The sequence below is a fragment of the Tsukamurella ocularis genome (assembly GCF_024807615.1).
Lineage (GTDB): Bacteria > Actinomycetota > Actinomycetes > Mycobacteriales > Mycobacteriaceae > Tsukamurella > Tsukamurella ocularis.
Map to the genome: position 1 here is coordinate 155,733 of NZ_JANUCJ010000003.1, position 22,807 is coordinate 178,539.

Annotated in this window: 29 protein-coding genes; 14 read left to right on the forward strand and 15 right to left on the reverse strand. The window is 70.2% G+C overall.

Annotated elements, in window-relative coordinates; translation table 11 throughout:
* The first annotated feature begins 19 nt into the window (after nt 1-19).
* Nucleotides 20-586 carry an RNA polymerase sigma factor gene (locus HNP44_RS12020; RefSeq protein WP_259140581.1) on the forward strand — a complete coding sequence of 189 codons (567 nt, stop codon included), beginning with the start codon at nt 20-22 and terminating at the stop codon, nt 584-586.
* Nucleotides 583-1,602 carry a DUF4349 domain-containing protein gene (locus HNP44_RS12025; protein WP_259140582.1) on the forward strand — a complete coding sequence of 340 codons (1,020 nt, stop codon included), beginning with the start codon at nt 583-585 and terminating at the stop codon, nt 1,600-1,602. Before HNP44_RS12020 ends, HNP44_RS12025 begins: the two co-directional genes overlap by 4 nt.
* 4 nt (nt 1,603-1,606) lie before the next feature.
* On the opposite strand, the gene HNP44_RS12030 is transcribed toward HNP44_RS12025, so the two are convergent.
* From HNP44_RS12030 to HNP44_RS12040, 3 genes are read right to left on the reverse strand one after another with little or no spacing between them, the layout of a single operon-like run.
* A complete protein-coding gene (locus HNP44_RS12030) occupies nt 1,607-2,008 on the reverse strand; it encodes a PaaI family thioesterase (protein ID WP_259140583.1) in 402 nt (133 codons plus the stop codon).
* A 23-nt stretch (nt 2,009-2,031) separates the two neighbouring features.
* The gene (locus tag HNP44_RS12035) at nt 2,032-3,012 is read right to left on the reverse strand and encodes a DUF5995 family protein (RefSeq protein WP_259140585.1); all 981 of its coding nucleotides are present in this window, start codon (nt 3,010-3,012) and stop codon (nt 2,032-2,034) included.
* Between the two features lie 6 nt (nt 3,013-3,018).
* Nucleotides 3,019-4,212 (reverse strand): NAD(P)/FAD-dependent oxidoreductase, encoded by a 1,194-nt coding sequence (locus HNP44_RS12040; protein WP_259140587.1) that lies wholly within the window; start codon nt 4,210-4,212, stop codon nt 3,019-3,021.
* 91 nt (nt 4,213-4,303) lie between these two features.
* Here HNP44_RS12040 and HNP44_RS12045 point away from each other — a divergent pair, with 91 nt between their 5' ends.
* Nucleotides 4,304-4,657, forward strand: coding sequence for a Fe-S protein (locus tag HNP44_RS12045; RefSeq protein ID WP_259140588.1), 354 nt, complete (start codon nt 4,304-4,306; stop codon nt 4,655-4,657).
* On the opposite strand, the gene HNP44_RS12050 is transcribed toward HNP44_RS12045, so the two are convergent.
* On the reverse strand, nt 4,647-5,054 hold the full coding sequence (locus tag HNP44_RS12050; protein WP_259140590.1) for a MerR family transcriptional regulator: 408 nt from the start codon (nt 5,052-5,054) through the stop codon (nt 4,647-4,649). The two genes, HNP44_RS12045 and HNP44_RS12050, sit on opposite strands and share 11 nt — an antisense overlap.
* Nucleotides 5,055-5,063: 9 nt before the next feature.
* Between HNP44_RS12050 and HNP44_RS12055 the strand changes: the two genes are divergently transcribed.
* Genes HNP44_RS12055 through HNP44_RS12065 form a run of 3 tightly spaced genes read left to right on the forward strand, consistent with a single transcriptional unit; the run spans nt 5,064 to nt 6,976 of the window.
* The gene (locus tag HNP44_RS12055; RefSeq protein WP_259140591.1) at nt 5,064-5,693 is read left to right on the forward strand and encodes an NAD(P)H-dependent oxidoreductase; all 630 of its coding nucleotides are present in this window, start codon (nt 5,064-5,066) and stop codon (nt 5,691-5,693) included.
* Nucleotides 5,694-5,747: 54 nt separating this feature from the next.
* The gene (locus tag HNP44_RS12060; RefSeq protein ID WP_259140592.1) at nt 5,748-6,485 is read left to right on the forward strand and encodes a Clp protease N-terminal domain-containing protein; all 738 of its coding nucleotides are present in this window, start codon (nt 5,748-5,750) and stop codon (nt 6,483-6,485) included.
* A gap of 26 nt (nt 6,486-6,511) precedes the next feature.
* Nucleotides 6,512-6,976 (forward strand): hypothetical protein, encoded by a 465-nt coding sequence (locus tag HNP44_RS12065; RefSeq protein ID WP_259140594.1) that lies wholly within the window; start codon nt 6,512-6,514, stop codon nt 6,974-6,976.
* 3 nt (nt 6,977-6,979) lie between these two features.
* Here HNP44_RS12065 and HNP44_RS12070 read toward each other — a convergent pair whose 3' ends face one another.
* The 3 genes from HNP44_RS12070 to HNP44_RS12080 all read right to left on the reverse strand — a co-directional run bounded on the left by HNP44_RS12070 (nt 6,980) and on the right by HNP44_RS12080 (nt 8,693).
* Nucleotides 6,980-7,603, reverse strand: coding sequence for a maleylpyruvate isomerase family mycothiol-dependent enzyme (locus HNP44_RS12070; RefSeq protein WP_259140595.1), 624 nt, complete (start codon nt 7,601-7,603; stop codon nt 6,980-6,982).
* A gap of 176 nt (nt 7,604-7,779) precedes the next feature.
* Nucleotides 7,780-8,238, reverse strand: coding sequence for an acetyltransferase (locus HNP44_RS12075; protein ID WP_259140600.1), 459 nt, complete (start codon nt 8,236-8,238; stop codon nt 7,780-7,782).
* Nucleotides 8,235-8,693 carry a peroxiredoxin gene (locus HNP44_RS12080; RefSeq protein WP_259140602.1) on the reverse strand — a complete coding sequence of 153 codons (459 nt, stop codon included), beginning with the start codon at nt 8,691-8,693 and terminating at the stop codon, nt 8,235-8,237. The genes HNP44_RS12075 and HNP44_RS12080 overlap by 4 nt, the downstream gene beginning before the upstream one ends.
* Nucleotides 8,694-8,715: 22 nt before the next feature.
* Between HNP44_RS12080 and HNP44_RS12085 the strand changes: the two genes are divergently transcribed.
* Nucleotides 8,716-9,348 carry a DUF2461 domain-containing protein gene (locus HNP44_RS12085; RefSeq protein ID WP_259140603.1) on the forward strand — a complete coding sequence of 211 codons (633 nt, stop codon included), beginning with the start codon at nt 8,716-8,718 and terminating at the stop codon, nt 9,346-9,348.
* 28 nt (nt 9,349-9,376) lie between these two features.
* The gene (locus HNP44_RS12090; protein ID WP_259140607.1) at nt 9,377-9,832 is read left to right on the forward strand and encodes a YbaN family protein; all 456 of its coding nucleotides are present in this window, start codon (nt 9,377-9,379) and stop codon (nt 9,830-9,832) included.
* On the opposite strand, the gene HNP44_RS12095 is transcribed toward HNP44_RS12090, so the two are convergent.
* From HNP44_RS12095 to HNP44_RS12120, 6 genes are all read right to left on the reverse strand, one after another.
* Complete coding sequence (locus tag HNP44_RS12095) at nt 9,813-10,163, reverse strand: hypothetical protein (protein ID WP_259140608.1); 351 nt, start codon at nt 10,161-10,163, stop codon at nt 9,813-9,815. The two genes, HNP44_RS12090 and HNP44_RS12095, sit on opposite strands and share 20 nt — an antisense overlap.
* Nucleotides 10,164-10,255: 92 nt before the next feature.
* Nucleotides 10,256-10,687 (reverse strand): VOC family protein, encoded by a 432-nt coding sequence (locus HNP44_RS12100; protein ID WP_259140609.1) that lies wholly within the window; start codon nt 10,685-10,687, stop codon nt 10,256-10,258.
* A 132-nt stretch (nt 10,688-10,819) separates the two neighbouring features.
* Entirely contained in the window at nt 10,820-11,818 is a 999-nt protein-coding gene (locus HNP44_RS12105) for an acrylyl-CoA reductase family protein (RefSeq protein WP_259172126.1), read from the reverse strand.
* Nucleotides 11,819-11,856: 38 nt separating this feature from the next.
* Nucleotides 11,857-12,288 carry a YdeI/OmpD-associated family protein gene (locus HNP44_RS12110; RefSeq protein WP_259140611.1) on the reverse strand — a complete coding sequence of 144 codons (432 nt, stop codon included), beginning with the start codon at nt 12,286-12,288 and terminating at the stop codon, nt 11,857-11,859.
* Nucleotides 12,289-12,316: 28 nt separating this feature from the next.
* On the reverse strand, nt 12,317-12,652 hold the full coding sequence (locus HNP44_RS12115) for a VOC family protein (RefSeq protein WP_259140612.1): 336 nt from the start codon (nt 12,650-12,652) through the stop codon (nt 12,317-12,319).
* Nucleotides 12,653-12,670: 18 nt separating this feature from the next.
* On the reverse strand, nt 12,671-14,164 hold the full coding sequence (locus HNP44_RS12120; protein WP_259140614.1) for an MDR family MFS transporter: 1,494 nt from the start codon (nt 14,162-14,164) through the stop codon (nt 12,671-12,673).
* A gap of 277 nt (nt 14,165-14,441) precedes the next feature.
* Here HNP44_RS12120 and HNP44_RS12125 point away from each other — a divergent pair, with 277 nt between their 5' ends.
* Nucleotides 14,442-15,050 (forward strand): SanA/YdcF family protein, encoded by a 609-nt coding sequence (locus HNP44_RS12125; RefSeq protein WP_259140615.1) that lies wholly within the window; start codon nt 14,442-14,444, stop codon nt 15,048-15,050.
* A 19-nt stretch (nt 15,051-15,069) separates the two neighbouring features.
* Here HNP44_RS12125 and HNP44_RS12130 read toward each other — a convergent pair whose 3' ends face one another.
* Entirely contained in the window at nt 15,070-15,444 is a 375-nt protein-coding gene (locus HNP44_RS12130; protein ID WP_259140616.1) for a hypothetical protein, read from the reverse strand.
* Nucleotides 15,445-15,935: 491 nt separating this feature from the next.
* On the reverse strand, nt 15,936-17,009 hold the full coding sequence (ychF, locus tag HNP44_RS12135) for a redox-regulated ATPase YchF (RefSeq protein WP_259140617.1): 1,074 nt from the start codon (nt 17,007-17,009) through the stop codon (nt 15,936-15,938).
* A 113-nt stretch (nt 17,010-17,122) separates the two neighbouring features.
* On the opposite strand from ychF, the gene HNP44_RS12140 reads away from it, so the two are divergent.
* From HNP44_RS12140 to HNP44_RS12160, 5 genes are all read left to right on the forward strand, one after another.
* Nucleotides 17,123-19,393 (forward strand): carbon starvation CstA family protein, encoded by a 2,271-nt coding sequence (locus HNP44_RS12140; RefSeq protein ID WP_259140618.1) that lies wholly within the window; start codon nt 17,123-17,125, stop codon nt 19,391-19,393.
* On the forward strand, nt 19,354-19,554 hold the full coding sequence (locus HNP44_RS12145) for a YbdD/YjiX family protein (RefSeq protein WP_259140619.1): 201 nt from the start codon (nt 19,354-19,356) through the stop codon (nt 19,552-19,554). The genes HNP44_RS12140 and HNP44_RS12145 overlap by 40 nt, the downstream gene beginning before the upstream one ends.
* Before the next feature lie 68 nt (nt 19,555-19,622).
* Complete coding sequence (locus tag HNP44_RS12150; protein ID WP_259140620.1) at nt 19,623-21,095, forward strand: AlkA N-terminal domain-containing protein; 1,473 nt, start codon at nt 19,623-19,625, stop codon at nt 21,093-21,095.
* Nucleotides 21,092-21,601 carry a methylated-DNA--[protein]-cysteine S-methyltransferase gene (locus HNP44_RS12155; RefSeq protein ID WP_259140621.1) on the forward strand — a complete coding sequence of 170 codons (510 nt, stop codon included), beginning with the start codon at nt 21,092-21,094 and terminating at the stop codon, nt 21,599-21,601. The genes HNP44_RS12150 and HNP44_RS12155 overlap by 4 nt, the downstream gene beginning before the upstream one ends.
* A complete protein-coding gene (locus HNP44_RS12160; RefSeq protein ID WP_374758778.1) occupies nt 21,598-22,806 on the forward strand; it encodes an AI-2E family transporter in 1,209 nt (402 codons plus the stop codon). Before HNP44_RS12155 ends, HNP44_RS12160 begins: the two co-directional genes overlap by 4 nt.
* Nucleotide 22,807 lies beyond the last annotated feature (1 nt).

Sequence of the window (22,807 nt, forward strand, 5' to 3'; positions counted from 1 at the left end):
AGGGGGTGTGACGTCCACGATGAGAACCGACGAATCCGCGGACCGGACCCTCCTCGCCCGCGCCGCGGGCGGCGACGGGTCGGCGTTCGCGGCGATCCACGACCGCCACGTGCGCCCCGTCTACTGGCAGGCGTACACCGTCCTGCGCGACGCCGACGCCGCGCAGGAAGTCGCCCAGGACACCTTCCTCACGCTCTGGCACCGCATCGACTCGGTGCGGATCGTCGACGAGTCGGTGCTCCCGTGGCTGCTGACCACCGCGCGCTACACCGCGCTCAACGCGGGAAGGCGCCTCTCCGCGGTACGGGACAGATCCGCGCCGCTCGACGACGCCGAGCCCCCAGGCGCGGCGCCCTCGCCCGAGGACGAAGTGCTCGCCGCCGAGATCCGCGCAATCATCGCGGGCGCGGTGAACGCCCTGTCCCCCACCGATCAGCGCCTCTACCGCCTGTGCGTGGAGGACGAACAGACCTACGAGCGGGCCGCGACCGAGGTGGGCGTGACCCATGCCGCAGTACGCAACCGCGTCTCCCGGCTGCGCACCCGTCTGCGCGCCGACCTGAGCACCCTGAGGGAGCAGTCATGACCACCCGGATCACCCCCGACGACATCCTCACCGACGACCGGCTCTCCGCCATGCGCTCCGCCGTCATGACCGAGGTCGGCGACGACCTGCAGGCGCGCCGCAGCCGGCGCAAGCATCGGACGATGGGCATCGCCGCTGCCGCCGCGATCGCGGTCGTCGCCGTCGGCGGGGCGGTCATCGCCGGGACCCAGCTGACGAGCGGGTCGCAGACCTCGGCGTTCGAGTGGGCTCCGGGCGCGGCCCCACAGACCGGCGGCCGCGGGGCCGAGTCCGCACCCTTCACGGGCGGCCAGGCCGCCGTCGCCCCTGCCCCGAAGGCCGCGCCCACGACGGGCCCGAGCGCACCGTCCACGCCGGTCACCGCGCCGGTGGATCGCCAGGTGATCACCACCGGCACCGTCGACGTGACGAACGCCGATCCGGCGTCGGCGGCCCGGGAGCTGGCCGCGACCGCGCAGCGGCTCGGCGGCCGCGTCGATGCGCGCACCGAGACCGGCGGCGAGAAGGCCCGCGCGAAGCTGACACTGCGGGTGCCGAACGACAAGGTCAACGAGCTGGTCGAGAAGGTCGGCGAGCTCGGCGAGGTCGGCAGCGTGCGGCTGGAGCACGAGGACGTGACCGGCACCGTCGTGGATCTCGAGGCCCGCATCCGCGCGACCCAGGTCTCCGTCGACCGGCTGACGGCGATCCTCGCGAAGGCCGAGACGACCGACCAGGTGATCGCGGCGGAGTCGGCCCTGACGTCCCGCCAGCAGGAACTCGAGACGCTGCAGTCACGGCGCGCGTCGATCGGGGACCAGGTCTCGCTCTCGACGGTGACCGTGACGGTCGAGAAGCCCACGGCGACCGCCGACCGGCCGGGATTCACGGGCGGCCTGCAAGACGGCTGGAACGCACTCCTCGCCGCCGGACGGTGGCTGCTGGTGATCGTGGGCGCGGTGCTGCCGTGGGCCGCGGTGCTGCTGGTGCTGTACGGCGCCTACCGGGCGGTGCTCCGGTGCCGGCCCCGCTCCTGAGCGGCTAGGAGGGGACGACGAGCGCGCGAGCCGTGGCGAACCGGGGCCCGCGCGCACCGTCGACCTCCACGAAGAAGTCGGCCTCGGCGAAGCTCTGCCGTCGCCCCGGCTTGATCACCCGGCCGACCGCCTGGAAGGCGTCCCCCTGCGCGGGGCGGAGGAAGTGCGTATCGAGCTGGGTAACGAACCCGACGGAGCCGGGGTACATCGCGAGGGCGTAGCCGCACGCGTTCTCCAGGACGCCTGCGATGAGCGCCGCATGCAGGCCTCCGAGGTCCTGACAGAGGTCTTCGCGGCGCTCAAGACGGAGCACGACCTCGTCGAGGCCGGCGCTGAGCACTTCGATACCTGCCCACCGGTTGAAGGGCAGGGAGGCGTTGTAGCTGACGAGTTCCTCGAAGGTCACTCCAGCACTATCGCACCCCGGCGTCAGCGGCCGACTGCGGCGAGCACCGGGGCGGGCGTGGGGCGGGGCGTCGGGGCGGGGCGCGGGTTCGGCGCCGGGGCGACGGGGGTACCGAGGCCACCGAGCCCGGAGAGGACGTCGAAGGCGATCTCACCGGTCTGCCACAGCGCGAGGATCGCACCGTCCGTCGCGGGGCGCGCGGCGGGGTTCTGCAGCGCGAGGCCGTTGGCGAAGGTGAGGGTGTTGTAGCCGTCATCGGCGGCGCGGAGCATCAGGTTCGAGGCGACGCCCGCACCGACGATCCGGTCGAGCCCCTGGCCGAAGAAGTAGAAGGTCCACAGGCCCCAGAGGTCGGCGCCGTAGATCTGCTTGCTGCGCTCCGGGATCACGTTGCCGTTCTTCGCGATCGAGTCGACGATGCGGTAGAAGTCGAGCGCATTCGCCGGGGTGCTGCGGGTGTGCGCGACGGTATACGCGAGGTCGACGGTGATGTGCGCGTTGTAGCCCGCCATCGCCACCCGCCCCGGCGGCAGCTCGCATCGCGCGGCCAGCCGGAAGTAGTTGCCCCACCACTGCGGTACGGCACCGCCGGTCCACTGCGCGTGGACGGCCTTCAGGTACCGGCTCACCAGGTCCACGGACAAGGACTTGGCGTACTGCGGGTCGTCGAGCCCCGACTCATTGCGCTGCGTCGGGATGACGGCATCGCGGATGACGCCGTCCATGCCGACGCCGAACAGGCCCCGTCGATCGCGGTGCGCAGCCAGGATGTCTGCCACGCCGCGCTGCCGCGCGGTGAGATCGTCGAGGCTGGCGAAGGTCGGCGCTGTCGGCAGTGCGGCCGGATCGGAGAGCGCGACGATGCGCTGGTTCTCCTCGGCCGTCAACGCGGTGCCGCAGTACGGCGACGGTGCCGCGGTCGCCGACGGCGCGGAGACCAACGAGACGGTGACCAGGGCAGCGGCGATCGTGCCGGCGACCCGCGCCGACCGTCGGGACTTCATTGCGTGCTAGACCTCCGGGAGCGGTACGCCGGGATCCGGGAGACGAGCGGCGTCGACCACCCGGCGGGACGTGATCAGCGCACGCACATCATCGCCCACGTCCCATACATTCACGTTCATACCCGCCAGAACGCGCCCCTGCGCCAACCAGAAGGCGACGAACTCGAGGCCCGCCAGATCGCCGCGGATCACCACGTCGTCGTACCCGGTGGACAGGCCCACGTACTCCATGCCGAGTTGGTACTGGTCAGTGAAGAAGTACGGCAACCGGTCGTAGACCTCGGTGCCGCCGAGGATGTTGGCCGCGGCAACGCGCGGCTGGTTGAGGGCGTTCGCCCAGTGTTCGACGCGCACGCGCCGGCCGACCGTCGGGTTCTCGGCGGCAGCGATGTCGCCGACCGCGAAGACATGCGGGTCGGAGGTGCGCAGCCCGGCGTCGACGGCCACGCCGCCCTCGGCGGTCTCCAGGCCGGCGGCCTCCGCGAGCTCGATGTTCGGCATCGCCCCGATCCCGACGAGCACGGCGTCGGTCTCGATCGTGGTCCCGTCCTCGAGCACCAGTCCCCTGCCGCCGGGCTCGACGGCCCGCACGCCGGTGCCGGTGCGCAAGTCCACGCCGTGCGCGCGATGCAGGTCCGCGAAGACCTTGCCGAGTTCGGGGCCGAGCGCGCCGAGCAGCGGCTGCTCTGAGGGTTCGATGACGGTGACCTCCAGGCCGGCCTCGCGGGCCGCGGCGGCTGCCTCGAGCCCGATCCAGCCGCCGCCGACGACGCCGAGCCGGCCGCCCTCATCGAATACGGCCCGCAGCGCGTCGCTGTCGTCGAGGGTGCGGAGGTAATGCACCCCGTCGGCCCCGGGCAGCGGCCGCGCGCGAGATCCCGTGGCCAGCACCAGGTCGTCGTAGCGCAGCGACTCGCCCGTGTCGAGCCCGACGGTGCGCGCCTCGCGGTCGAGGGAGGTCGCGCGGACGCCGGTCCGCACGGTGACGTCGTGGTCGGCGTACCAGGCGGCGTCGAACGTGAAGACGCTGTCGCGCTCGGCCTTGCCCTGGAGATAGTCCTTGGACAGCGGGGGCCGCTCGTACGGCGGATGGAATTCGGCGCCGATCACCGTGATCGGGCCGTCGTGGCCCAGATCCCGTAGCGCCTCGGCCGCTTTCGCGGCCGCCAGTCCTGCTCCGACGATGACGATCGCACCCATGTCCTCGACCGTAGACCCGTCCGCCGACGAGGGGAACCCCTCGAATCGCCGTATCGGGTACGCGATTCGTCCGGCTCGCTACGCTCGGACCATGGAAGTACTACGCAACGTAATAGTTCTGGTGCACATCGTGGGCTTCGCCGTCACCTTCGGCGGTTGGGTGACCTCGGCGGCGGCAGGCCGTCTCCGGTTCGAGCGGATCATGGACTACGGGCTGCTGGTCTCGCTCGTCACGGGCCTCGCCCTCGCCGCGCCGTGGCCGGCGGGGATCGAGCTGAACTACCCCAAGATCGGGATCAAGCTACTCATCCTGATCGTTCTCGGCGGCATGCTCGGCATGGGCAGTGCGCGCCAGAAACGCACTGGCGAGGCCGTCCCGCGCGGGATGTTCTACGCCGCGGGCCTACTGTCGCTGACCGCCGCGGGGCTCGCCGTCATCTGGTGACGCCGCGGACGTCGTGCACGTAGTCGCGGAGCTCGTCGAGTTTCTCCTTCGCGGCGACGAGCTGCGCGATCCGCTCATCGAGGACGGTGCGACGATCGGCGATGCGGACCAGCGCCGCGTCCAGCTCCGCCGGCGGGGCGTCGCCCTCGCCGCAGACGATGCCTACCAGCTCCGCCGTCTCCGTGGCCGACAGCCCGGCCTCGATGAGACACCGCGCATCGGTGACGGTGCGCACGTCCTCCTCGGTGAACACCCGATAGCCGTTGGACTCGCGCCCCGGCGCGAGGATCCCCGTTTTCTCGTAGTGCCGAATCATGCGCGGCGTGGCGCCCGTGCGGGCGCACAGGTCACGCATCCGCAGCCCGGGCTTGACCATGACACTGGTGTCAGAGTTCATGCTCTCAGTATGACGAACCAGCAGCAGCTCCGCGCGGTCGTGGTGACCGCCCACCCCGATGCCGACTCCGCCACCGCCCGCACCGCCGCCGCCGTCGCGCGGGGCCTGCTCCGCGGCGGCTACGCCGAGGTCGAGCGGCACGACATCCTCGCGGCTGGCTTCGACCCGACCTTCACTTCGGCCGACCATGCGGCGTACCGCGACCGCACCGTCGTCCCCGCGGACGTGCGGGCCGAGCAGCGCCGACTGGAGGAGTTCGACGCGATCGCCGTCGTCTTTCCGGTGTACTGGTGGGGCCTCCCCGGCCCGCTCAAGGGCTGGGTCGACCGCGTCTTCACGCGCGACTGGGCGTACGACGACACGAATTCCGGCGCCGAGCTCGCGGCGCCGAAGCGCCTGTATTTCTTCCCGATCGGCGCCGTCGGCGAATCGACCTATCGCAAGCACGGCTACCTCGACGGCATGCACGCCCAACTGGTCGACGGGCTCGCGAACTACATGGACGCGGAGGACTCCGAGCTGTTCCTGCTGGGCGATGGGGAATCGGACGACCCGGATCGGCATCGCGCCCGCGAGGTCGCGGCCGAGGAGACGGCCTCGGCGCTCGCCACGCGCACAGTCGACGGTACCGCCGCCTGACCCACCGTCAACCAACGGTTGACAATCATCTCAGCGTCAATTCATGCTTGACGCATGCCTCAGAACGACGCCGTCAGCCTCGACGCCCTCATCCGCACCGTCCATGCGCTCCACCCCGACGGCGACGCGCTCGCCCACCTCGGCGACGCCGTCGCCGTCGCGGCGCACCTCGGCGAGACCGCCGACCACCTCGTCGGACACTTCGTCGACCAGGCACGACGCAGCGGCGCCACCTGGACCTCGATCGGCGAGTCCATGGGGATGACGAAGCAGGCCGCGCAACAGCGCTCGGCCCCACCAAGCATCGACCCGTCGGCGCTCATCGACGCGACCGGCTCGCCCTACTCGCGGTTCACGCCGCGGGCGCGGAGCGTCGTCGTGGCCGCGCAGGACGAGGCACGCGAGGTAGGGAGCCCAACGATCGACACGAACCACATGCTGCTGGGACTGTTCCGCGAGCCCGAAGGCATCGCGGCGCGGCTGTTGCTCGGCCGGGGCATCACCGCGGAGGCGGTCACGGAGGACGTGCTGCGCCGCCGGATCTCGACGACGGACTCCCAGGAGAGCCCTGAGCTCATCCCTTTCTCGCCCGCCGCGAAAAAGGCGGTCGAGATGGTACTGCGCGAGGCGCTCCGCCTCGGGCACAACTACGTCGGCACCGAGCACATCCTGCTCGGCATCCTGGCGGAGGGCACCGGCCCGGGCGCGGTCTTCCTGACCGAGCGCGGCGTCGATCACGCGACAATCGACGCCGCGGTGCGCGAGGTGCTGTCGGCGTACACCCCGGAGTGAGGCGGAACCGACGCTAGGGTGAGCGCATGGCAACCCTCGCCCGCGTCGCGCCCGTCCTGATCACCGCGGTCGTGGCCGCCGGTATCGCCGCGCCCGCCACTGCGGCGGCCTGCACCTCCGCACGCCAGCTCGCGGCGGCGGACGCGTACATCGCCGCCCTCGGTGATCGCACGAAATCCGGCGCGGTCCCCTTCGCCCCGAACGCGGTTCGCTTCGAGAACGGCCTGCAGACGGGCTTTTCCGGCGTGCAGCTGCGCAGCGATCTCGACCGCCACCTGCAGTACTCGATCATGGACGCGCCGCGAGTCACCGCGCGCACCGTCGCGCCCGGCGGCGACCGGGACCTGCTCAACTACCGGTTCATCGTGCCCGTCCGCATCGCCGGGCAGCGCATCGTGGACGCACCGACGGACGAGGACTTCCGCATCCCCCGGAGCACCTGCCTCATCACGCGCATCGACGCGCGGATCACGATCACACCGCCGCGCTGAGCGTCAGGAGACCCGTTCCGCAAGGGCGGGCAGGCCCTCCCCGCTCAGTTCGCCCAGGGCGACGGTGCGCCCGCTCACGGCGAGCAGCAGGGCGAGCAACGGGCCGGTCACCTCGGGGCCGTCGCCGAGGGTCACATCCGCGTCGGTGGCGCGTAGCCGCAGGCCGGCGATGTGTTCCTTCGCTCCGCCCATGCCCTTCCCGGTGCGGGCCTGCAGCCGCAGGGCCCGTTCGACCGCCTCAGCCGGGTAGTCGCCGACGGCGCCGAGCGGCCGGCGGATGTCCTCGCCGTGCACGACCGCTTCGACCAGCCGGGTGTCGAGCGGCGCGGGCGGGCCCGAGGTGCGGTCGACGAGCGAGCGGTACCGGTCCAGCATCCGCGCCGCCGGGCCCAGCTCGCGGTCGACGCCGTTCTGGTTGTCGCTGTCGAAGTCGAAGCGGGCCAGGATCATTCCCTTGATGAATCCCAGGCGCGTGGCGTCGGCGGTGGAGATCTGGTGCGCGACGACGTCGCGCACGCGCCACCCCGGGCACAGCGAGGGCGTGTCCCAGCGCGCATCGTCGATGCCCTCGAGGAAGGCGATCAGGGCGTGGCGCTCCGCGTGGACCAGCTGCCAGACATCGGACATGAGACTCCTTCGTCCTGCTCACCGTAGCGTGGAACACCCCCAGCCCACGACGGTGTTGCGCGAAGTTGGGGCGGACGTCAGTGCCTCCAAGGCGGAGTTGCTCGGGCCGCTCTCGCCCGCTGACGCGGAAGTGCTGCGGCGCGCGGTCGCCCTCCGTCGCGCGACGGGTGCGCGGTTCAGTCGAGCTTGTCGCGCTGCAGAGTGAGGTGCAACAGCGGGTACGGGCGGCCCTCGCCGTCGGTCGCGCTGCGGCCCGTCACGGCGAATCCGCCGTACGCGTAGAAGCCGACGGCCTGCTCGTTCTGCTCGTTGACGTCGACGGTGCGCACCCCGAGATCGCGGACCGCGCGGTCGAGCAGCGCGCGGCCCACACCGCACCCCCGGGCATCGGCGCGCACGAAGAGCATCGCCAGGTCCTCGCCGGCCGTGCCGGCGAACCCGGCCACGGCACCGTCGACCTCCGCGACGGTGAGCCGGACCTGCGGGAAGTAGTCACTCGCGAGGCGGGTCTCAATAGCGTCGCGGTCCGCTGCGGCGAGGAAGTCGTGGGTGGCGTCGACGGAACTGCGCCACACCCGCACGAGCGCGGGGTACTCCTCGGGGCCGCGGACATCGCGGAGCAGGACCTCGGTCACCCGCGCAGTGCGGCGAGCGCCCGGTCCGCGTGGACCTGCATGTTCACCTCGGAGGCGATCACGTCGGCGACGGTGCCGTCCGGGCGGATCGCGAACGTCGTGCGCTTGGTGGGCATGCCGGCGAGCTTGAGCAGGCCGTCGCGCTTCACGCCGAACGCCGTCGCCACGGCACCGTCGACATCGGAGAGGAGCGGGTAGTCGAGGCCGTGCTTCGCCGTCCAGTCCTGCTGCTTGGCGACGGCGTCGCGACTGATTCCGACGCGCTGCACGCCCGCCTCCGCGAACTCGGCGGCGAGGTCCCGGAAGTGGCACGCCTCCTTGGTGCAGCCCGGCGTGAACGCCGCCGGGTAGAAGAACAGGGCGACGGGGCCGGCGGAGAGCAGGTCGCTCAGCTTCCGCGGGGTGCCGTCCTGATCGGGCAGTTCGAAGTCGGGCGCGGTATCACCGGGTTTCATGGTCCAAGGCTAGCCTGGCGGCATGAGCTTCACCGGATTCCCCGAGGCCGCACTGGACTTCTACGACGACCTCGAGGCCGACAACTCGAAGATCTTCTGGGACGCGCACAAGGAGGTCTACAAGACCGCCGTCGCCGCCCCCATGGCCGCACTGACCGAGGAACTGGCCGACGAGTTCGGCGCCGCGAAGATCTTCCGCCCCTACCGCGACGTCCGCTTCTCCAAAGACAAGGCCCCGTACAAGACGCACCAGGGCGCCTTCATCGGCGTCGGCCCCGCCACCGGCTACTACCTGCAGATCGGCGCACCAGGGGTGAGAGTCGGCGCCGGCTTCTACGAGGCGAGCCCCACCCGGCTCGCGGCGTTCCGGAAGGCGATCGACAACGACCTCTACGGTCCGGCGCTGGAGCAGGTGATCGCGAAGCTGCGCCGCAAGGGCTGGGAGATCGGCGGCGAGACGCTCAAGACCTCCCCGCGCGGCTGGGACGCCGATCACCCGCGGATCGACCTGCTGCGACACAAGTCGCTCAGCGCGATGCGCGACTACGGCTTCGAGGAGATCATCCACACGCCGAAGCTGGTACCCCAGATCCGCAAGCACTGGCGGGAGACGTCCGCCCTGCTGGACTGGCTGGTCGAGCACGGCGACGCCTGACCCCGGGCCGCTTCCCTACACTGGTGGCATGGCAGGGCGATCTCGACTGAAGTGGATGTGGTGGGTCTTCGCCTACATCGCGCTCGGCCTGGGCATCGTCGGCGTCGTGGTTCCGCTCATGCCGACCACCGTGTTCATCCTGATCGCGGCGTACTGCGCGGCGCGAGGCTCCGACACCCTGCACCGCAAACTGCTCGAACACCGGATCTTCGGACCGATGATCCGGGACTGGCAGGCCACCGGCGCCGTCAGCCGCAAGGCCAAGTACATGGCCGTCGGCAGCATGACCGTGTGCGTCGCGATCCTGATCCTGGTGACACCGCACTGGTGGATCGCCGGGATCGGCACCGCGATCATGGCGATCGTGGGCACGTGGCTGTGGCTGCGCCCCGAGCCGACGCCGGAGCCCATCACCGCTGACGGCCTCACGGCGGACGGCGAGGCCGAGGAGGCCTCCGAGGCCGTCAGTCGTCCAGAGCAGTGACCGCGATCCCGTAGGGCAGGAAGCGCACCTTCCGCGTGGCGTCGGTGTTGTGCTGGTTGGAGCGCAGGGCATCGATCTCGGTGGCGTAGACCTGCTCGACGCGGGCTCCCCCGTCCTCGTCGGTGGCGATGATCGCCCACACGCCGTCGCCGGTCTCGCCCGCCGTCTCCGGCTGGCGCTTCGGGCGGCGGACGGCGTCGTCGAACAACCCGGAGAAGACCTCCCGGCCCGCGGTGCCGCCGACGAGCCGGCCGATCATGTCCCGGGCCTCGCGCGCGAGGTCGTCGAACTCGCCCGGACCGAACCCGAACGGGTTGTCGTTACCTGCCATGACTTGACTCCTCGAGCCGTTGGAACCCACGTGACTCCAGTGTCCACGCCCGACAAGCCCGCGGCCACCCCGTTCATCCAGGGCGAACCGGATCAATCGAGGCAGAACTCGTTGCCCTCGACGTCGGCCATGGTCAGGCAGGACTCGTTGGCCCCGTCGGCCTCCTGCAGGTAGAGGCGGGTCGCGCCGAGCTTCTCCAGTCGCGTGCACTCCGCCTCGAGGGCCGCGAGCCGTTCGGCGCCCACCATCCCGGTGCCGACGCGGACATCGAGGTGCATGCGGTTCTTGACCGTCTTGCCCTCGGGCACACGCTGGAAGAACAGGCGCGGGCCGACTCCGTTCGGGTCCACGCACGCGAACGCCGAGCCGTGCACCTGCGCCGGCAGCGACGCCTCGAAGGCGTCCCAGCTGTCGAAGCCCGGCGGGGGCGGCGGCACGACGTACCCGAGCACCTCGCACCAGAACAGCGCGACGCGCTTCGGGTCCGCACAATCGAAGGTCACCTGAATCGGTCTGACGGCCATGCGGACACGGTAGCGGCGGCAGCGGCCAGATCTCGACCTCTTTCAGGTCGTGCGCGCCGAATATGCGGTCATCGATCCAAGCGATCATGAGTACGAGCGACCGCACATTTCTGGTCGCGACGCACGCGGCGATTACCAGCCTCGGCCGAGGTCCACGACGGCGCGACCGGTGTACTCGCCCGCGCGGAGGGCCTCGGCGACGTCGCCGACACCGTCGACCCCGATGTCGTTGGCGACGAGGTCGAGGTGCCGCGGGCGCAGGTCGGTCTCGATCCGCTGCCACAGGGCGCGCCGGAGTTCGATCGGCAGCAGCACCGAGTCGATGCCGGCCAGGGTGACGCCACGGAGGATGAAGGGCATGACCGTCGTCTTGAGACCCGCCCCGCCGGTGAGCCCGCTGGCCGCGACGACGCCGCCGTAGTTGAGGGTGCTGATCACGTCGGCGAGCGCGGCCCCGCCCACGCAATCGACCGCGGCTGCCCAGCGGCTCTTCCCCAGCGGTCGGGGCTTGGCGTCGGGGTCGAGCGGGAGCCGGCCGATAACCTCGGCAGCGCCGAGCTCGCGCAGGCGGTCGGCGGCGGCAGGCTTACCCGACGAGGCGACGACCTCGTAGCCGAGGCCCGCGAGCAGGTCGATGCTGGTGGAACCGACGCCTCCGGTCGCGCCGGTGACCACGACGGGTCCGTCTTCCGGGGTGATCCCGGCGTCGAGGATCGCGGCGACGCTCATGGCCGCGGTGAAGCCGGCGGTGCCGACGGCAGCGGCCTCGCGGGTGCTCAGTGCGGCCAACTTGACGGCCCACTCGGCGGGGACGACCGCCTGTTCGGCGTAACCGCCGTCACGGGCGGTGCCGATCTCGTAGCCGTGCGCGACGATGCGGTCGCCCGCGGCGAAATCGTCCGAAGTGGACTCCAGGACGGTGCCGGCGATGTCGATGCCGGGGACGATCGGGTACTGGCGCACCACACCGCCGCCCGGGGTAAGGGCCAAGGCGTCCTTGAAGTTGACGCCGGAGAACTCGACGGCGATGCGCAGGTACCCGGGCTCCAGCGGCGCCGGGTCGCGGGTCTCCACACGGGAGGTCACGGCTTCGTCGACGAGTTCGGCGATCAGTGCCCGGTACTGGGTCATTCTGTGTCTCCTCGGATCTCGATGCGTTTCCCGCGATCCTAGAGGGAGGCGATCAGGGCAGCGATGCGCCGCTCGCGGGTCTCGGCTCGCTTGGCCTCCATGACGCCCCGCGCCGCCTCCTTGCGGCGGGTGTAGCTCAGGGCGTCGAACGCCTCTCGCCGGCCCGCAGTCTGCAGCGCGGCCGCGAGATCGTCCGGTAGGTCGACGGTGCGTTCGGCCTCGTCGAGCTCGACGAGGGCGTCGACGGTGTCGCCGATCTCGACCCGGAGGTCCTTGCGTGCGGCCTTCGACAGGCCGATCAGGTTGCACCCGCCCATGCCCGCGAGCCGAAGCCGCGCGGTGCGATCGCCGATCGTGACGCGCACCGCCGCGCGTTTGCCCCCGCCGAGTTCCTCGACCTGCGCATCAGTGAGCTCGATGGCGGTGGCCGGTCCGACGGGCTCCAGCGTGGTTCGTACGTGCAGCGCCATGCGTTCCATCGTCCCCGAACCCGTCGGGCTATGCGGGCGCGCCGCCGATCCCGACCTCGTTGCCGTCGGGATCGACGAAGATCGCCTTGCGCACCCCGTTGTCGTACGACTCCTCCGAGTCCGGCCGCAACCCGCGTCCCGCCGCTGCGGCGAGGAAGGCCTCGACGTCGTCGAGGAACAGCGTGACCGCGGCGTGCCCCGCGCGCTCCGGGAGCAACTCGGCGTAGACGTACGCGTGCTCTCCGAGCATCCACACGTGCTCGACGTCGTTGGGCGCGAACGACTCCACGTCGCCGAAGAGTTGTTCACCCCAGGCGATCGCGCGGGGTAGGTCCGTCACGGCGAGGCGTGCGAACAGATCCATGGTCATTCCTTCGGTCGTTCAGTGATGCGTCGGGCCGGACGGGGCGGCACTGTCGACCTTGGAGGGCAGGAGCAGCGCGGCCACGACGACCACGGCGCCCATGAGCGCGGCGGCGGCGAACGCCCATTGCAGTCCGCCGACGAAAGCCTCCGGCTGGGAGGCGCCCGTCTCGGCGAGATGCGACGAGCGGTTCGACATGACGACGATGAGCGCCGCGGTGCCGATCGCGCCGGCGACCTGCTGGAGGGTGCCGAGCAACGACGAGCCGTGCGAGTACAGGTGCTCAGGCAGGTCACCGAGGCCGACGGTGAAGATCGGGGTGAAAACGGCGGCCAGACTCGCCATGAGTGCGACGTGGATCGCGACGATGAGCGGGTACGGCGTGGTCGCGCCGATGCGGCTCAGCGCCGCGAGGGCGACGACGATCCCGATGGCGCCGGGGATCACGAGAGGGCGTGCGCCGACGCGGTCGTACAGCTTGCCGACCTGCGGGCCGAGTAGGCCCATCGCCAGGCCGCCGGGCATCACCAGCAGACCGGTCTGCAGCTCGGACAGCCCACGCAGTTCCTGCAGGTACAGGGGCAGCAGGATCATCGAGCCGAGGAAGGCCATGAATCCGGCCGTCATCAACAGCAGGGAGATCGCGAAGGTACGGTGGCGGAGGGTGCGCAGGTCCAGCAGCGGCATCTCCCGCTGCTGCAGGCGCACCTGGTAGGCCGCGAACGCGGCGATGAGTAGGACGCCCGCGACGACGATGAGGATCGGGCCGGTGACGTCACCCGTGCCGATCTCGCTGAGCCCGTACACGAGGCTGCCGAAGCCGCCCGCCGCGAGCACGACACTGAGCCAGCTGATCGGCGTGCTCTCGGTCTCGCCGACGTTCTGCAGCTGCCGCATCCCCGCGACGCCGACCAGCACCGCGATGGGCAGCACGAAGACGAAGATCAGGCGCCACGAGCCGAGGTGCAGGATCACGCCGGACACCGCCGGGCCGAGGGCGGGCGCGCACGACATCGCCAGGGTGACCTGGCCCATCACGCGGCCGCGGTCGCTCTCCGGGACGACGGTCATGAGCGTGGTCATGAGCAGCGGCATCATCACCGCGGTGCCGCCCGCCTGGACGACGCGGGCCGCGAGCAGCACCTCAAAGGTCGGGGCGATCGCGGCGAGGGCGGTGCCGGCGCTGAACGTCGCCATGGCCACCGCGTACGCGGTGCGGGTGCTGACGCGCTGCAGGAACCAGCCGGTCACGGGGATCACCGCGGCCATGGTGAGCATGAAGACGGTGGAGAGCCACTGGGCCGCGCGGGCGTCGACGTGGAAGTCGGTCATGAGCCGCGGGATGGCGTTGATCATGATCGTCTCGTTGAGGATCACGACGAAGGTGGCCGCGACCAGCAGTTTGATCACCAGCGGCGTGCGCCCGGCCTTGTCGGTCCGCTCGATCTGCTCGTCTGCGGGCTTCGTCAGGTCGGTGGGGGGATGGTCCATCTGTTCAGTGTGCGTGGCCATGGCGGCTTCCTCATAGTCGTTTTCCGCGGCGACCTGTCGATTGCCTTCATCAATACGACGAACCACCGACAGGTTTTTCGACATCTCCCGCCGACGGGATCTGTGAATTCCGCTTTCTGCGGGCGTTCGAGGCCAGAATTGGTCTCGTGTGCCCGGATTCCGCTGTTTTCACGAGCGTCGGCGCCCACCGTCGAGACGTGAGAGAAGCGCGGAACCGCCAGCACGATGCCGCTGTAGGTGTCATGGAGGACACAGGCGGGTCGGTAGGCTTGGTCCAGTGTTCACCATCCTGCGCCGCCTGATCCGCTACGCCGTGATCGCGGCGGTCCTCGCCATGGTGGCGTCGAGCGCATGGGTGCAGTGGGAGAGCCGCGCTCGCATCCAACAGGACGCGTCCCGGCCGTGGGTGATCGTGCTCGGCGACCGTGTGCACGACGGCGAGCCGTCGGTGTACCTCCGGGAGCGACTCGACACCGCGCTGACGGTCCTGCGCGAGAACCGCGCCCAGCGCGTCCTCGTCTCCGGACACGCGGCGTCGACGAAGGGCGACGAGGTTGCCGCGATGCGGCAGTACCTCGAGGCGCGCGGCGTCGCCGCCGGATCCATCACCGACGACCGCTTCGGCGTGACGACCTACAACACCTGCGCCCGCGCGAAAACCGTCTTCGGAATCGACCAGGCCATCCTGGTGACACAGGACTTCCACCTGCGTCGAGCCGTCGCGCTGTGCCAGTCGCAGGGCATTGATGCGGTGGGCGTCGAGGCGGATTCCGACGCCGGCGTCTATCTCACGGTGCGGAACTGGGTCCGCGAGGTCTCACTGTCGCGCCCGAAGGCCGCGCTCGACGCCCTCCGCGATCCGGGTCCTGTGTCCCGCGACCGCTGAACGCGACACGGCGGCACTGCTATGTCATGGCGTCGATGAAGCCCTCAGGATCATCGAGGCTGAGGTAGAGGGAGCGGACCTCGCCCCATTTGGTACTCACGCGCTGCACAGACTTCGAGGTCACGGGCATGTCGAACTCGAGAACCACCATGCCGTCACGCGAACCGTTGACCACCCAGAGATCGCCCACCGGGTGAACTCCCCACGCCAGAGGCCGCCGCGAGGATGTCCGGGCCGACCTGATGTTCGCGAGCGGAACCTCCAGTCGGAACGCCCAGCCGTGCCTGATGCGCAACGTGTCACCGTCCACCACGATGGCCGTGCGCTGGGGACCGAGGCCGATCGCGGTGGCGATCGGTCGATACCAGCGGTCATAGCGCATCGCGAAGTTCACATTGCGATTGTCGCACGAGCGGTGGGCCTAGCCGGCTACGCGTTGAAGCGGAAACTCGACGGTGTCACCCTTCCTACGCACTGACCTACTTTCGCGAACGGGATCATGCGCCCAGCATCGTCCATCGTCGCGAGCAGACCATGCCCGCCCTCGGTCGTCGACAATGTCCACAATCACCGCGTACCGCCACGTGCTGGCGACCTCGGGGTCGGACACGAAGCGCAGGTGGAGCCGGGCGGATACAACCCACTCGTCCGGCAGGCGCCGCGCCCTCAGTTGCCGGATCAGCTGCATACCGTAACGTCGCGCCAACTGGTCGCTATGAACGTCGGCGCGCAAGTCGATATCAATCCCAGAGGGACCCGCGGTTCGGCACAAGAGGCCGATACCCCACCAGCCGTCGATGTCATTGTTCCGGCTGCTGAAACTGGTGGCGATTCCTCGACACACGTCCTCGAGCTCGCGGCGCCGAGGCATCGGGATGTCCCGATCTAGACGTTGAAGCGGAACTCGACGACGTCACCGTCGGACATCACGTAGTCCTTGCCCTCCATGCGGACCTTGCCGGCCGCCTTCGCGGCGGCCATGGTGCCGTTGGCGTCGAGGTCGGCGAAGGAGACGATCTCGGCCTTGATGAAACCCTTCTCGAAGTCGGTGTGGATAACGCCGGCGGCCTTGGGGGCGGTGTCGCCCTTGCGGATCGTCCAGGCGCGCGACTCCTTGGGGCCGGCGGTGAGGTAGGTCTGCAGGCCCAGAGTGTGGAAGCCGGCGCGGGCGAGCGAATCGAGGCCCGGCTCGTCCTGCCCGATCGACTCCAGCATCTCGGCCTGGTCCTCGGGGTCGAGCTCCAGCAGCTCGGACTCGATCTTGGCGTCGAGGAAGACGGCGTCGGCGGGGGCGACCTCGGCGACGAGCTCCTCGCGGCGCGCGGCGTCGGTGAGCACGCCCTCATCGGCGTTGAAGACATACAAGAAGGGCTTCGCGGTCATCAGGTGCAGCTCGCGGACCGGCGCGGTGTCGAAGCCGGCGCCGAACAGGGTCTTGCCGTCGGTCAGGATCGCCTCCGCGGCCTTGACGGCCTCGAGCGTCTCGACGAGCTCCTTGTTCTTCCGCGCATCCTTCTCGAGCCGGGGCAGGGCCTTCTCGATGGTCTGCAGGTCGGCGAGAATCAGCTCGGTGGCGACGGTCTCGATGTCGGCGAGCGGGTCGACCTTGCCGGCCACGTGCACGACGTCCTCGTCGGAGAAGACGCGTACCACCTGGCAGATCGCGTCGGCCTCGCGGATGTTGGAGAGGAACTGGTTGCCCATGCCCTCGCCCTCCGAGGCGCCCTTGACGATGCCGGCGATGTCGACGAAGGACACCGTCGCCGGCAGGATGCGCTCCGAGCCGAAGATCTCGGCCAGGCGGTTCAGCCGCGGGTCCGGAAGGTTCACTACGCCGACGTTCGGCTCGATGGTGGCGAACGGGTAGTTCGCCGCCTCCACCTCACTGTTGGTGAGGGCATTGAACAGGGTGGACTTGCCGACGTTGGGCAGTCCGACGATTCCGAGGGTAAGGCTCACGGGGCCTGATTCTACGTGCTGCGATCCGGCGCGAATCCCCCGCGCCCGCGGCTCGTGGATGAAACGATGATCCCTGCGAACCACCACCGTGGCGTAGACATCCAGGAGGCCTCGTGTCAGCTCCCACCGCTCCGTCGACCACGGAGTCCGACGGCGACATCACCTACATTCGGACGGCCCCGGACCTGCCGCCCGTCGCCGTGATCGACCGCAGCCCGATCACCACTAAACACAAGGTGATCTTCGGCGTGATCGCCCTCATCGGCGCCGTCGCCTGGGCCATGATCGCGCTCGCCCGCGGCGAATCCGTGAACGCCGTGTGGTTCGTGCTCGCCGCGATCTGCACGTACGTCGTCGGTTACCGCTTCTACGCCCGCCTCATCGAACTCAAGGTGGTGCGCCCCCGCGACGACCACGCCACGCCCGCGGAGGTGCTGGAGAACGGCACCGACTACCTGCCCACCGACCGGCGCGTGCTGTTCGGGCACCACTTCGCCGCGATCGCCGGCGCCGGGCCGCTCGTCGGGCCCGTGCTCGCCGCCCAGATGGGATACCTGCCCGGCACGATCTGGATCATCGTCGGCGCCCTGGTCGCCGGCTGCGTGCAGGACTACCTCGTGCTGTGGGTCGCTACCCGCCGCCGTGGCCGCTCGCTGGGCCAGATGATCCGCGACGAGCTCGGCCCGGTCGGCGGCGCCGCCGCGATCATCGGCATCGCCGCGATCATGACCATCCTCATCGCGGTGCTCGCGCTGGTCGTGGTGCAGGCGCTGGGCCACAGCCCCTGGGGCGTCTTCTCCATCGCCGCGACCATCCCCATCGCCCTGTTCATGGGCATCTACCTGCGCATCCTCCGGCCCGGCCGGGTCTCGGAGGTCTCATTGATCGGCTGCGTGCTGCTGCTCGCCGCAGTGATCGGCGGTCGCTACGTGGGCGAGAGCGGCTGGGGCAAGGAGCTGTTCACCCTCACCCCGGTCCAGCTGAGCTGGGCGATCATCATCTACGGCTTCGCCGCCTCGGTGCTCCCGGTGTGGCTGTTGCTCGCGCCGCGCGACTACCTCTCCACCTTCATGAAGGTCGGAACCATCGTGCTGCTGGCCGTCGGCATCGTCATCGCGCGCCCGGTCATGGAGGCGCCCGCCGTCTCCGACTTCGCGACCCGCGGCGACGGCCCCGTCTTCGCCGGATCCCTGTTCCCGTTCCTCTTCATCACCATCGCGTGCGGCGCCCTCTCCGGCTTCCACTCCCTCGTCAGCTCCGGCACCACGCCGAAGCTGCTGGAGAAGGAGGGGCAGATGCGGCTGATCGGTTACGGCGGCATGCTCACCGAGTCCTTTGTCGCGATCATGGCGCTGATCACCGCGTCGATCATCAACCAGCACTTCTACTTCGCCATGAACGCGCCACTTGCCAAGACCGGCGGTACCGCGGAGACCGCGGCCACCTACGTGAACTCGCTGGGCCTGAGCGGCGACCCGGTCACCGGGCAGCAACTCTCGCAGGCGGCGAAGGACGTCGGCGAGGAGTCCATCGTCTCCCGGACCGGCGGCGCCCCGACTCTGGCCTTCGGCATGTCCGAGGTGCTGCACCAGGTGTTCGGAGGATCCTCGATGAAGTCCTTCTGGTACCACTTCGCGATCATGTTCGAGGCGCTGTTCATCCTCACCACAGTCGATGCCGGCACCCGGGTCGCCCGCTTTTTGGTCTCGGACGCGCTCAGTAACCTGGGCGGCCCGTTCCGGCGACTCAAGGATCCGAGCTGGCGCGTCGGGGCCTGGATCGCCTCGCTGCTGGTCGTCGCCGCGTGGGGCAGCATCCTGCTCATGGGCGTGACCGACCCACTGGGCGGCATCAACACGCTCTTCCCGCTGTTCGGCATCGCCAACCAGCTGCTCGCCGCCATGGCACTCACCGTGGTCGTCGTGGTGGTGGTCAAGAAGGGCTACTACAAGTGGGTCTGGATACCAGCGATCCCGCTGGTCTGGGACCTCATCGTGACCATGACCGCCTCCTGGCAGAAGATCTTCAGCTCCGACCCGGCGGTCGGCTACTGGAAGCAGCACAGCAACTTCAAGGCCGCCGCCGAGGCCGGTAAGTCGACGTTCGGCTCCGCCAAGACCCCGGAGGCCATCGACGCGGTGGTGCGCAACACCTTCATCCAGGGCACGCTGTCGATCGTCTTCGCACTCATGGTGCTCGTCGTCGTGGTGATGGGTGTGTGGACCATCTACCGTACGGTCTCCGGCAACGGCCGCCCGCTCACCGAGGAGGAACCGGTGCCCAGCAATCTCTTCGCGCCGAGCGGCCTCATCCCCACCCCCGCGGAGAGGAAGGTGCAGGAGCAATGGGACGCCCTGGGAGTGACCCGATCGTCCGGGCACTGAAGGCGATCCGCTGGTACGTGGGCTCAGTGATGGGCGACAACCACTACCGGCGGTACGTCGAGCACCGTCGCGCGACGCATCCGGGCGAGCCCGTGATGACGGAACGCGAGTACTGGAAGGCCCGGCACGACGGTGCGACGGTGACCGCCCGCTGCTGCTGAGCTGCGCCGCCACGGTGATGGCCGAAAGCCGCTAGCGCAGGTGCCGGTGCAATGCCAGAGTCGAAGGGGTGAACACCAGCTCACCCCACCTCGACTTCGACCGGTGCTACCGGGCGATCGCCGGGCGCGATCCCCGGTTCGACGGCCAGTTCTACACCGCCGTCGCCACCACGGGCATCTACTGCCGACCGTCGTGCCCCGCAACCACCCCCAAAGCCGCGAACGTCAGCTTCCACCTCACCGCCGCGGCGGCCCAGGCCGCGGGATACCGGGCGTGCCGGCGTTGCCTTCCCGACGCCGTACCGGGCTCGCCCCGCTGGAACCTCGAGTCCGACCTCGCCGCGCGGGCCATGCGCCTCATCGCCGACGGGGTGGTCGACCGGTGCGGGGTGACGGGCCTCGCCGGGCAACTCGGCTACAGCACGCGACAACTCACCAGAGTGCTCACCGCAGAGCTCGGCGCCAGTCCGCTGGCACTCGCACGGGCGCACCGCGCCACGACCGCGCGGATCCTCATCACCGGCACGACGCTGCACTTCTCGGACATCGCCTTCGCCGCCGGCTTCACCTCGATCCGCCAGTTCAACGACACGATCCGCGAGGTCTTCGCGCGGACCCCGTCGGAGCTGCGGACGCAGCGCGGCCCCGACCCGGCGGCCCCGTCGACCGGGGAGCTGAGCCTGCGCCTCGCGCTGCGCGGCCCGTACGCCACCGGCTGGGTGCGGTGGTTCCTCGGCGCGCACGCCGTGGCCGGCCTCGAGCACGCCGACGGTGACCGCTACACCCGCGTCCTGAGCCTGCCGGGCGGGAGCGGGATCGCCTGTGTCGATCTGGGTCCCGCGTCAGATGGGTACGTGCGTGCCACTCTCTCGCTCGCGGCGATGAGCGACCTGTCGACAGCGGTGGCGCGGCTGCGGCACCTGCTGGACCTGGATGCCGACCCCGCCGCCGTGGACGAGGCGCTCGCCGCCGATCCGCAGCTGGCGCCGCTCGTCGCCGCGACGCCCGGGATCCGGCTGTTCGGCACCGTCGACCCGGCGGAGCTGCTGCTGCGCACCATGATCGGGCAGCAGATCTCCATCGCCGCGGCGGCCACACACCAGGCCCGGCTCGTCGCGGCGCTCGGCGCGGAGGTCGACGACCCGGCGGGCCTTCTCTCCCGGGCATTCCCCACACCGGCCGCCGTCGCCGAGCGCGGCGGCGAGGTCCTCACCGGCCCCCGGACCCGGATCGCCGCGATCCTCGGCGCCGCGGCCGATCTCGCCGAGGGGCGACTGGTCCTGCACGCGGGCATGACCCGGGAGGAGGCCCGCACGGAACTGCTGCGACTCAAGGGAGTCGGGCCCTGGACCGCTGACTACGTGGCGATGCGCCTGCTCGCCGACCCCGATACCCTCCTCGCGTCCGACCTTGTGGTCGCGAAGGGCGCGGAGCACCTCGGGCTCGACATCACCGCCAACCGGTGGAGCCCGTGGGGCAGCTACGTCTCCCTGCACCTGTGGAACCACTCCCTCACCACCGACCGGAGGATCACCCCGTGACCGCTGACTTCGCCACCCTCGCCACGCCCGCCGGGCCCTTCACCGCCGTCGTCGACGCCGACGGGGCCGTGCTCGCCTCGGGCTGGACCGCGGATCTCGGCGACCTGCTGCCCGTCATCCACACGGCGCTGCGGCCGGCCGCCGTCGACGAGCGCGCCGAATTGGGTGCCGTCACCCGGGCCGTCGCGGCCTTCCACGCCGGCGAGGTGACCGCGATCGACGACATCGTCGTGCGGCAGCGCTCCGGCGCCTTCGTCGAGCATGCCTGGGACGTGCTGCGCACCGTCGAACCCGGGAAGCCCGTGACCTACACGGAGTACGCCGACCTGTCCGGGCGGCCCGCGGCGGTCCGGGCCGCAGCGATGGCCTGCGCGCGCAACGCGGCAGCCCTGTTCGTCCCCTGCCACCGGGTGCTGCGGTTGGACGGCACGCTCGGCGGATTCCGGTGGGGACTCGCCGTGAAGAAGTGGCTGTTGGACCACGAGGCACATACGATCGCGACGTGAGCGAAGAGACGACGACACCGCCGCCGGGCACGAAGACCCGCAGCGAGGTCTACGGCGAGGCCGGCCGCTGGCTGGCCACCTGGAGCTGGCGGACCGTCGCGGTCGCGGCGATGCTGTTCGTCCTCAGCTGGATCATCGGCGAGTTCTGGACGATCCTGCTGCCGGTGCTGCTGGCGATCCTGCTGTGCACGGTGCTGTGGCCGCCGGTGCGCTGGCTGCGCAGCAAGGGTCTGCCGCCCGCGCTCGCCACGGCGCTGGTGATGCTGCTCTCCCTGGGCCTCCTCGGCGGCGTCATCGGCGCCATCGCGCCGTCCATCGGCGGCCAGTCGAAAGAGATCGCCGATCGCGCCGTCGAGGGTGTCGGCAAGGTGCAGAAGTGGGCGCAGGGCCCGCCCCTGAATCTGCAGGACGAGCAGATCAGCAAGTTCGTCACCTCGATCACCAAGAAGCTGCAGGAGAGCGCCGAGACCATCGCGTCGGGCGTCTTCACGGGCGTCAGCGCCGCCGGCTCCTTCGTGGTCGCGATCGTGATGGTCGCGATGCTGACCTTCTTCTTCCTCAAGGACGGCGACAAGTTCATGCCATGGCTGCGACGCCACTCGGGAACGCCGGTCTCGGAGCACTTCGCCGAGCTGCTCAGCCGCATCTGGGGCACCCTGGGCGGGTTCATCCGCACCCAGGCGGTCGTCAGCTTCATCGACGCCCTGTTCATCGGACTCGGCCTGGTGATCCTGCAGGTGCCCCTGGCAGGTGCACTGGCGGTGATCACCTTCCTCGGCGGCTTCATCCCCATCGTCGGTGCCTTCGTCGCGGGCGCGCTCGCCGTGATCGTCGCGCTGGTGACCAACGGTTTCGGCACGGCGCTGGCGGTGCTCGCCGTGGTCATTGCGGTGCAGCAGCTCGAGGGCAATGTGCTCTCGCCGATCCTGCAGTCGCGCTCGATGCAGCTGCACCCCGCGATCGTGCTGCTCGCCATCGCCTTCGGCAGCACCCAGTTCGGCATTATCGGCGCCTTCCTCGCCGTGCCCGTCGCCGCCGCGATCGCGGTGCTGTTCCGGTACCTCGGCGAACTCGTCGACGAACAGACCGGCGAGACGCCGCCGCCCGAGGAGGAGCCGAAGCCCAGCTTCTGGGACAAGTTCCGGCGCAAGTCTGCGAAGCCGGCTGCGGAGCCGGCGAAGGACGCCCCGGCCGAGACGGCCTGAA

Excerpts from the sequence above, each read along its gene's own strand:
- HNP44_RS12020 (WP_259140581.1), top strand. The coding sequence starts at position 20 with ATGAGAACCGACGAATCCGCGGACCGGACCCTCCTCGCCCGCGCCGCG.
- HNP44_RS12025 (WP_259140582.1), top strand. The coding sequence starts at position 583 with ATGACCACCCGGATCACCCCCGACGACATCCTCACCGACGACCGGCTC.
- HNP44_RS12035 (WP_259140585.1), bottom strand. The coding sequence starts at position 3,012 with ATGAAGTCCCGACGGTCGGCGCGGGTCGCCGGCACGATCGCCGCTGCC.
- HNP44_RS12040 (WP_259140587.1), bottom strand. The coding sequence starts at position 4,212 with ATGGGTGCGATCGTCATCGTCGGAGCAGGACTGGCGGCCGCGAAAGCG.
- HNP44_RS12045 (WP_259140588.1), top strand. The coding sequence starts at position 4,304 with ATGGAAGTACTACGCAACGTAATAGTTCTGGTGCACATCGTGGGCTTC.
- HNP44_RS12050 (WP_259140590.1), bottom strand. The coding sequence starts at position 5,054 with ATGAACTCTGACACCAGTGTCATGGTCAAGCCCGGGCTGCGGATGCGT.
- HNP44_RS12055 (WP_259140591.1), top strand. The coding sequence starts at position 5,064 with ATGACGAACCAGCAGCAGCTCCGCGCGGTCGTGGTGACCGCCCACCCC.
- HNP44_RS12060 (WP_259140592.1), top strand. The coding sequence starts at position 5,748 with ATGCCTCAGAACGACGCCGTCAGCCTCGACGCCCTCATCCGCACCGTC.
- HNP44_RS12065 (WP_259140594.1), top strand. The coding sequence starts at position 6,512 with ATGGCAACCCTCGCCCGCGTCGCGCCCGTCCTGATCACCGCGGTCGTG.
- HNP44_RS12070 (WP_259140595.1), bottom strand. The coding sequence starts at position 7,603 with ATGTCCGATGTCTGGCAGCTGGTCCACGCGGAGCGCCACGCCCTGATC.
- HNP44_RS12080 (WP_259140602.1), bottom strand. The coding sequence starts at position 8,693 with ATGAAACCCGGTGATACCGCGCCCGACTTCGAACTGCCCGATCAGGAC.
- HNP44_RS12085 (WP_259140603.1), top strand. The coding sequence starts at position 8,716 with ATGAGCTTCACCGGATTCCCCGAGGCCGCACTGGACTTCTACGACGAC.
- HNP44_RS12090 (WP_259140607.1), top strand. The coding sequence starts at position 9,377 with ATGGCAGGGCGATCTCGACTGAAGTGGATGTGGTGGGTCTTCGCCTAC.
- HNP44_RS12095 (WP_259140608.1), bottom strand. The coding sequence starts at position 10,163 with ATGGCAGGTAACGACAACCCGTTCGGGTTCGGTCCGGGCGAGTTCGAC.
- HNP44_RS12100 (WP_259140609.1), bottom strand. The coding sequence starts at position 10,687 with ATGGCCGTCAGACCGATTCAGGTGACCTTCGATTGTGCGGACCCGAAG.
- HNP44_RS12105 (WP_259172126.1), bottom strand. The coding sequence starts at position 11,818 with ATGACCCAGTACCGGGCACTGATCGCCGAACTCGTCGACGAAGCCGTG.
- HNP44_RS12110 (WP_259140611.1), bottom strand. The coding sequence starts at position 12,288 with ATGGCGCTGCACGTACGAACCACGCTGGAGCCCGTCGGACCGGCCACC.
- HNP44_RS12115 (WP_259140612.1), bottom strand. The coding sequence starts at position 12,652 with ATGGATCTGTTCGCACGCCTCGCCGTGACGGACCTACCCCGCGCGATC.
- HNP44_RS12120 (WP_259140614.1), bottom strand. The coding sequence starts at position 14,164 with ATGGCCACGCACACTGAACAGATGGACCATCCCCCCACCGACCTGACG.
- HNP44_RS12145 (WP_259140619.1), top strand. The coding sequence starts at position 19,354 with ATGGGACGCCCTGGGAGTGACCCGATCGTCCGGGCACTGAAGGCGATC.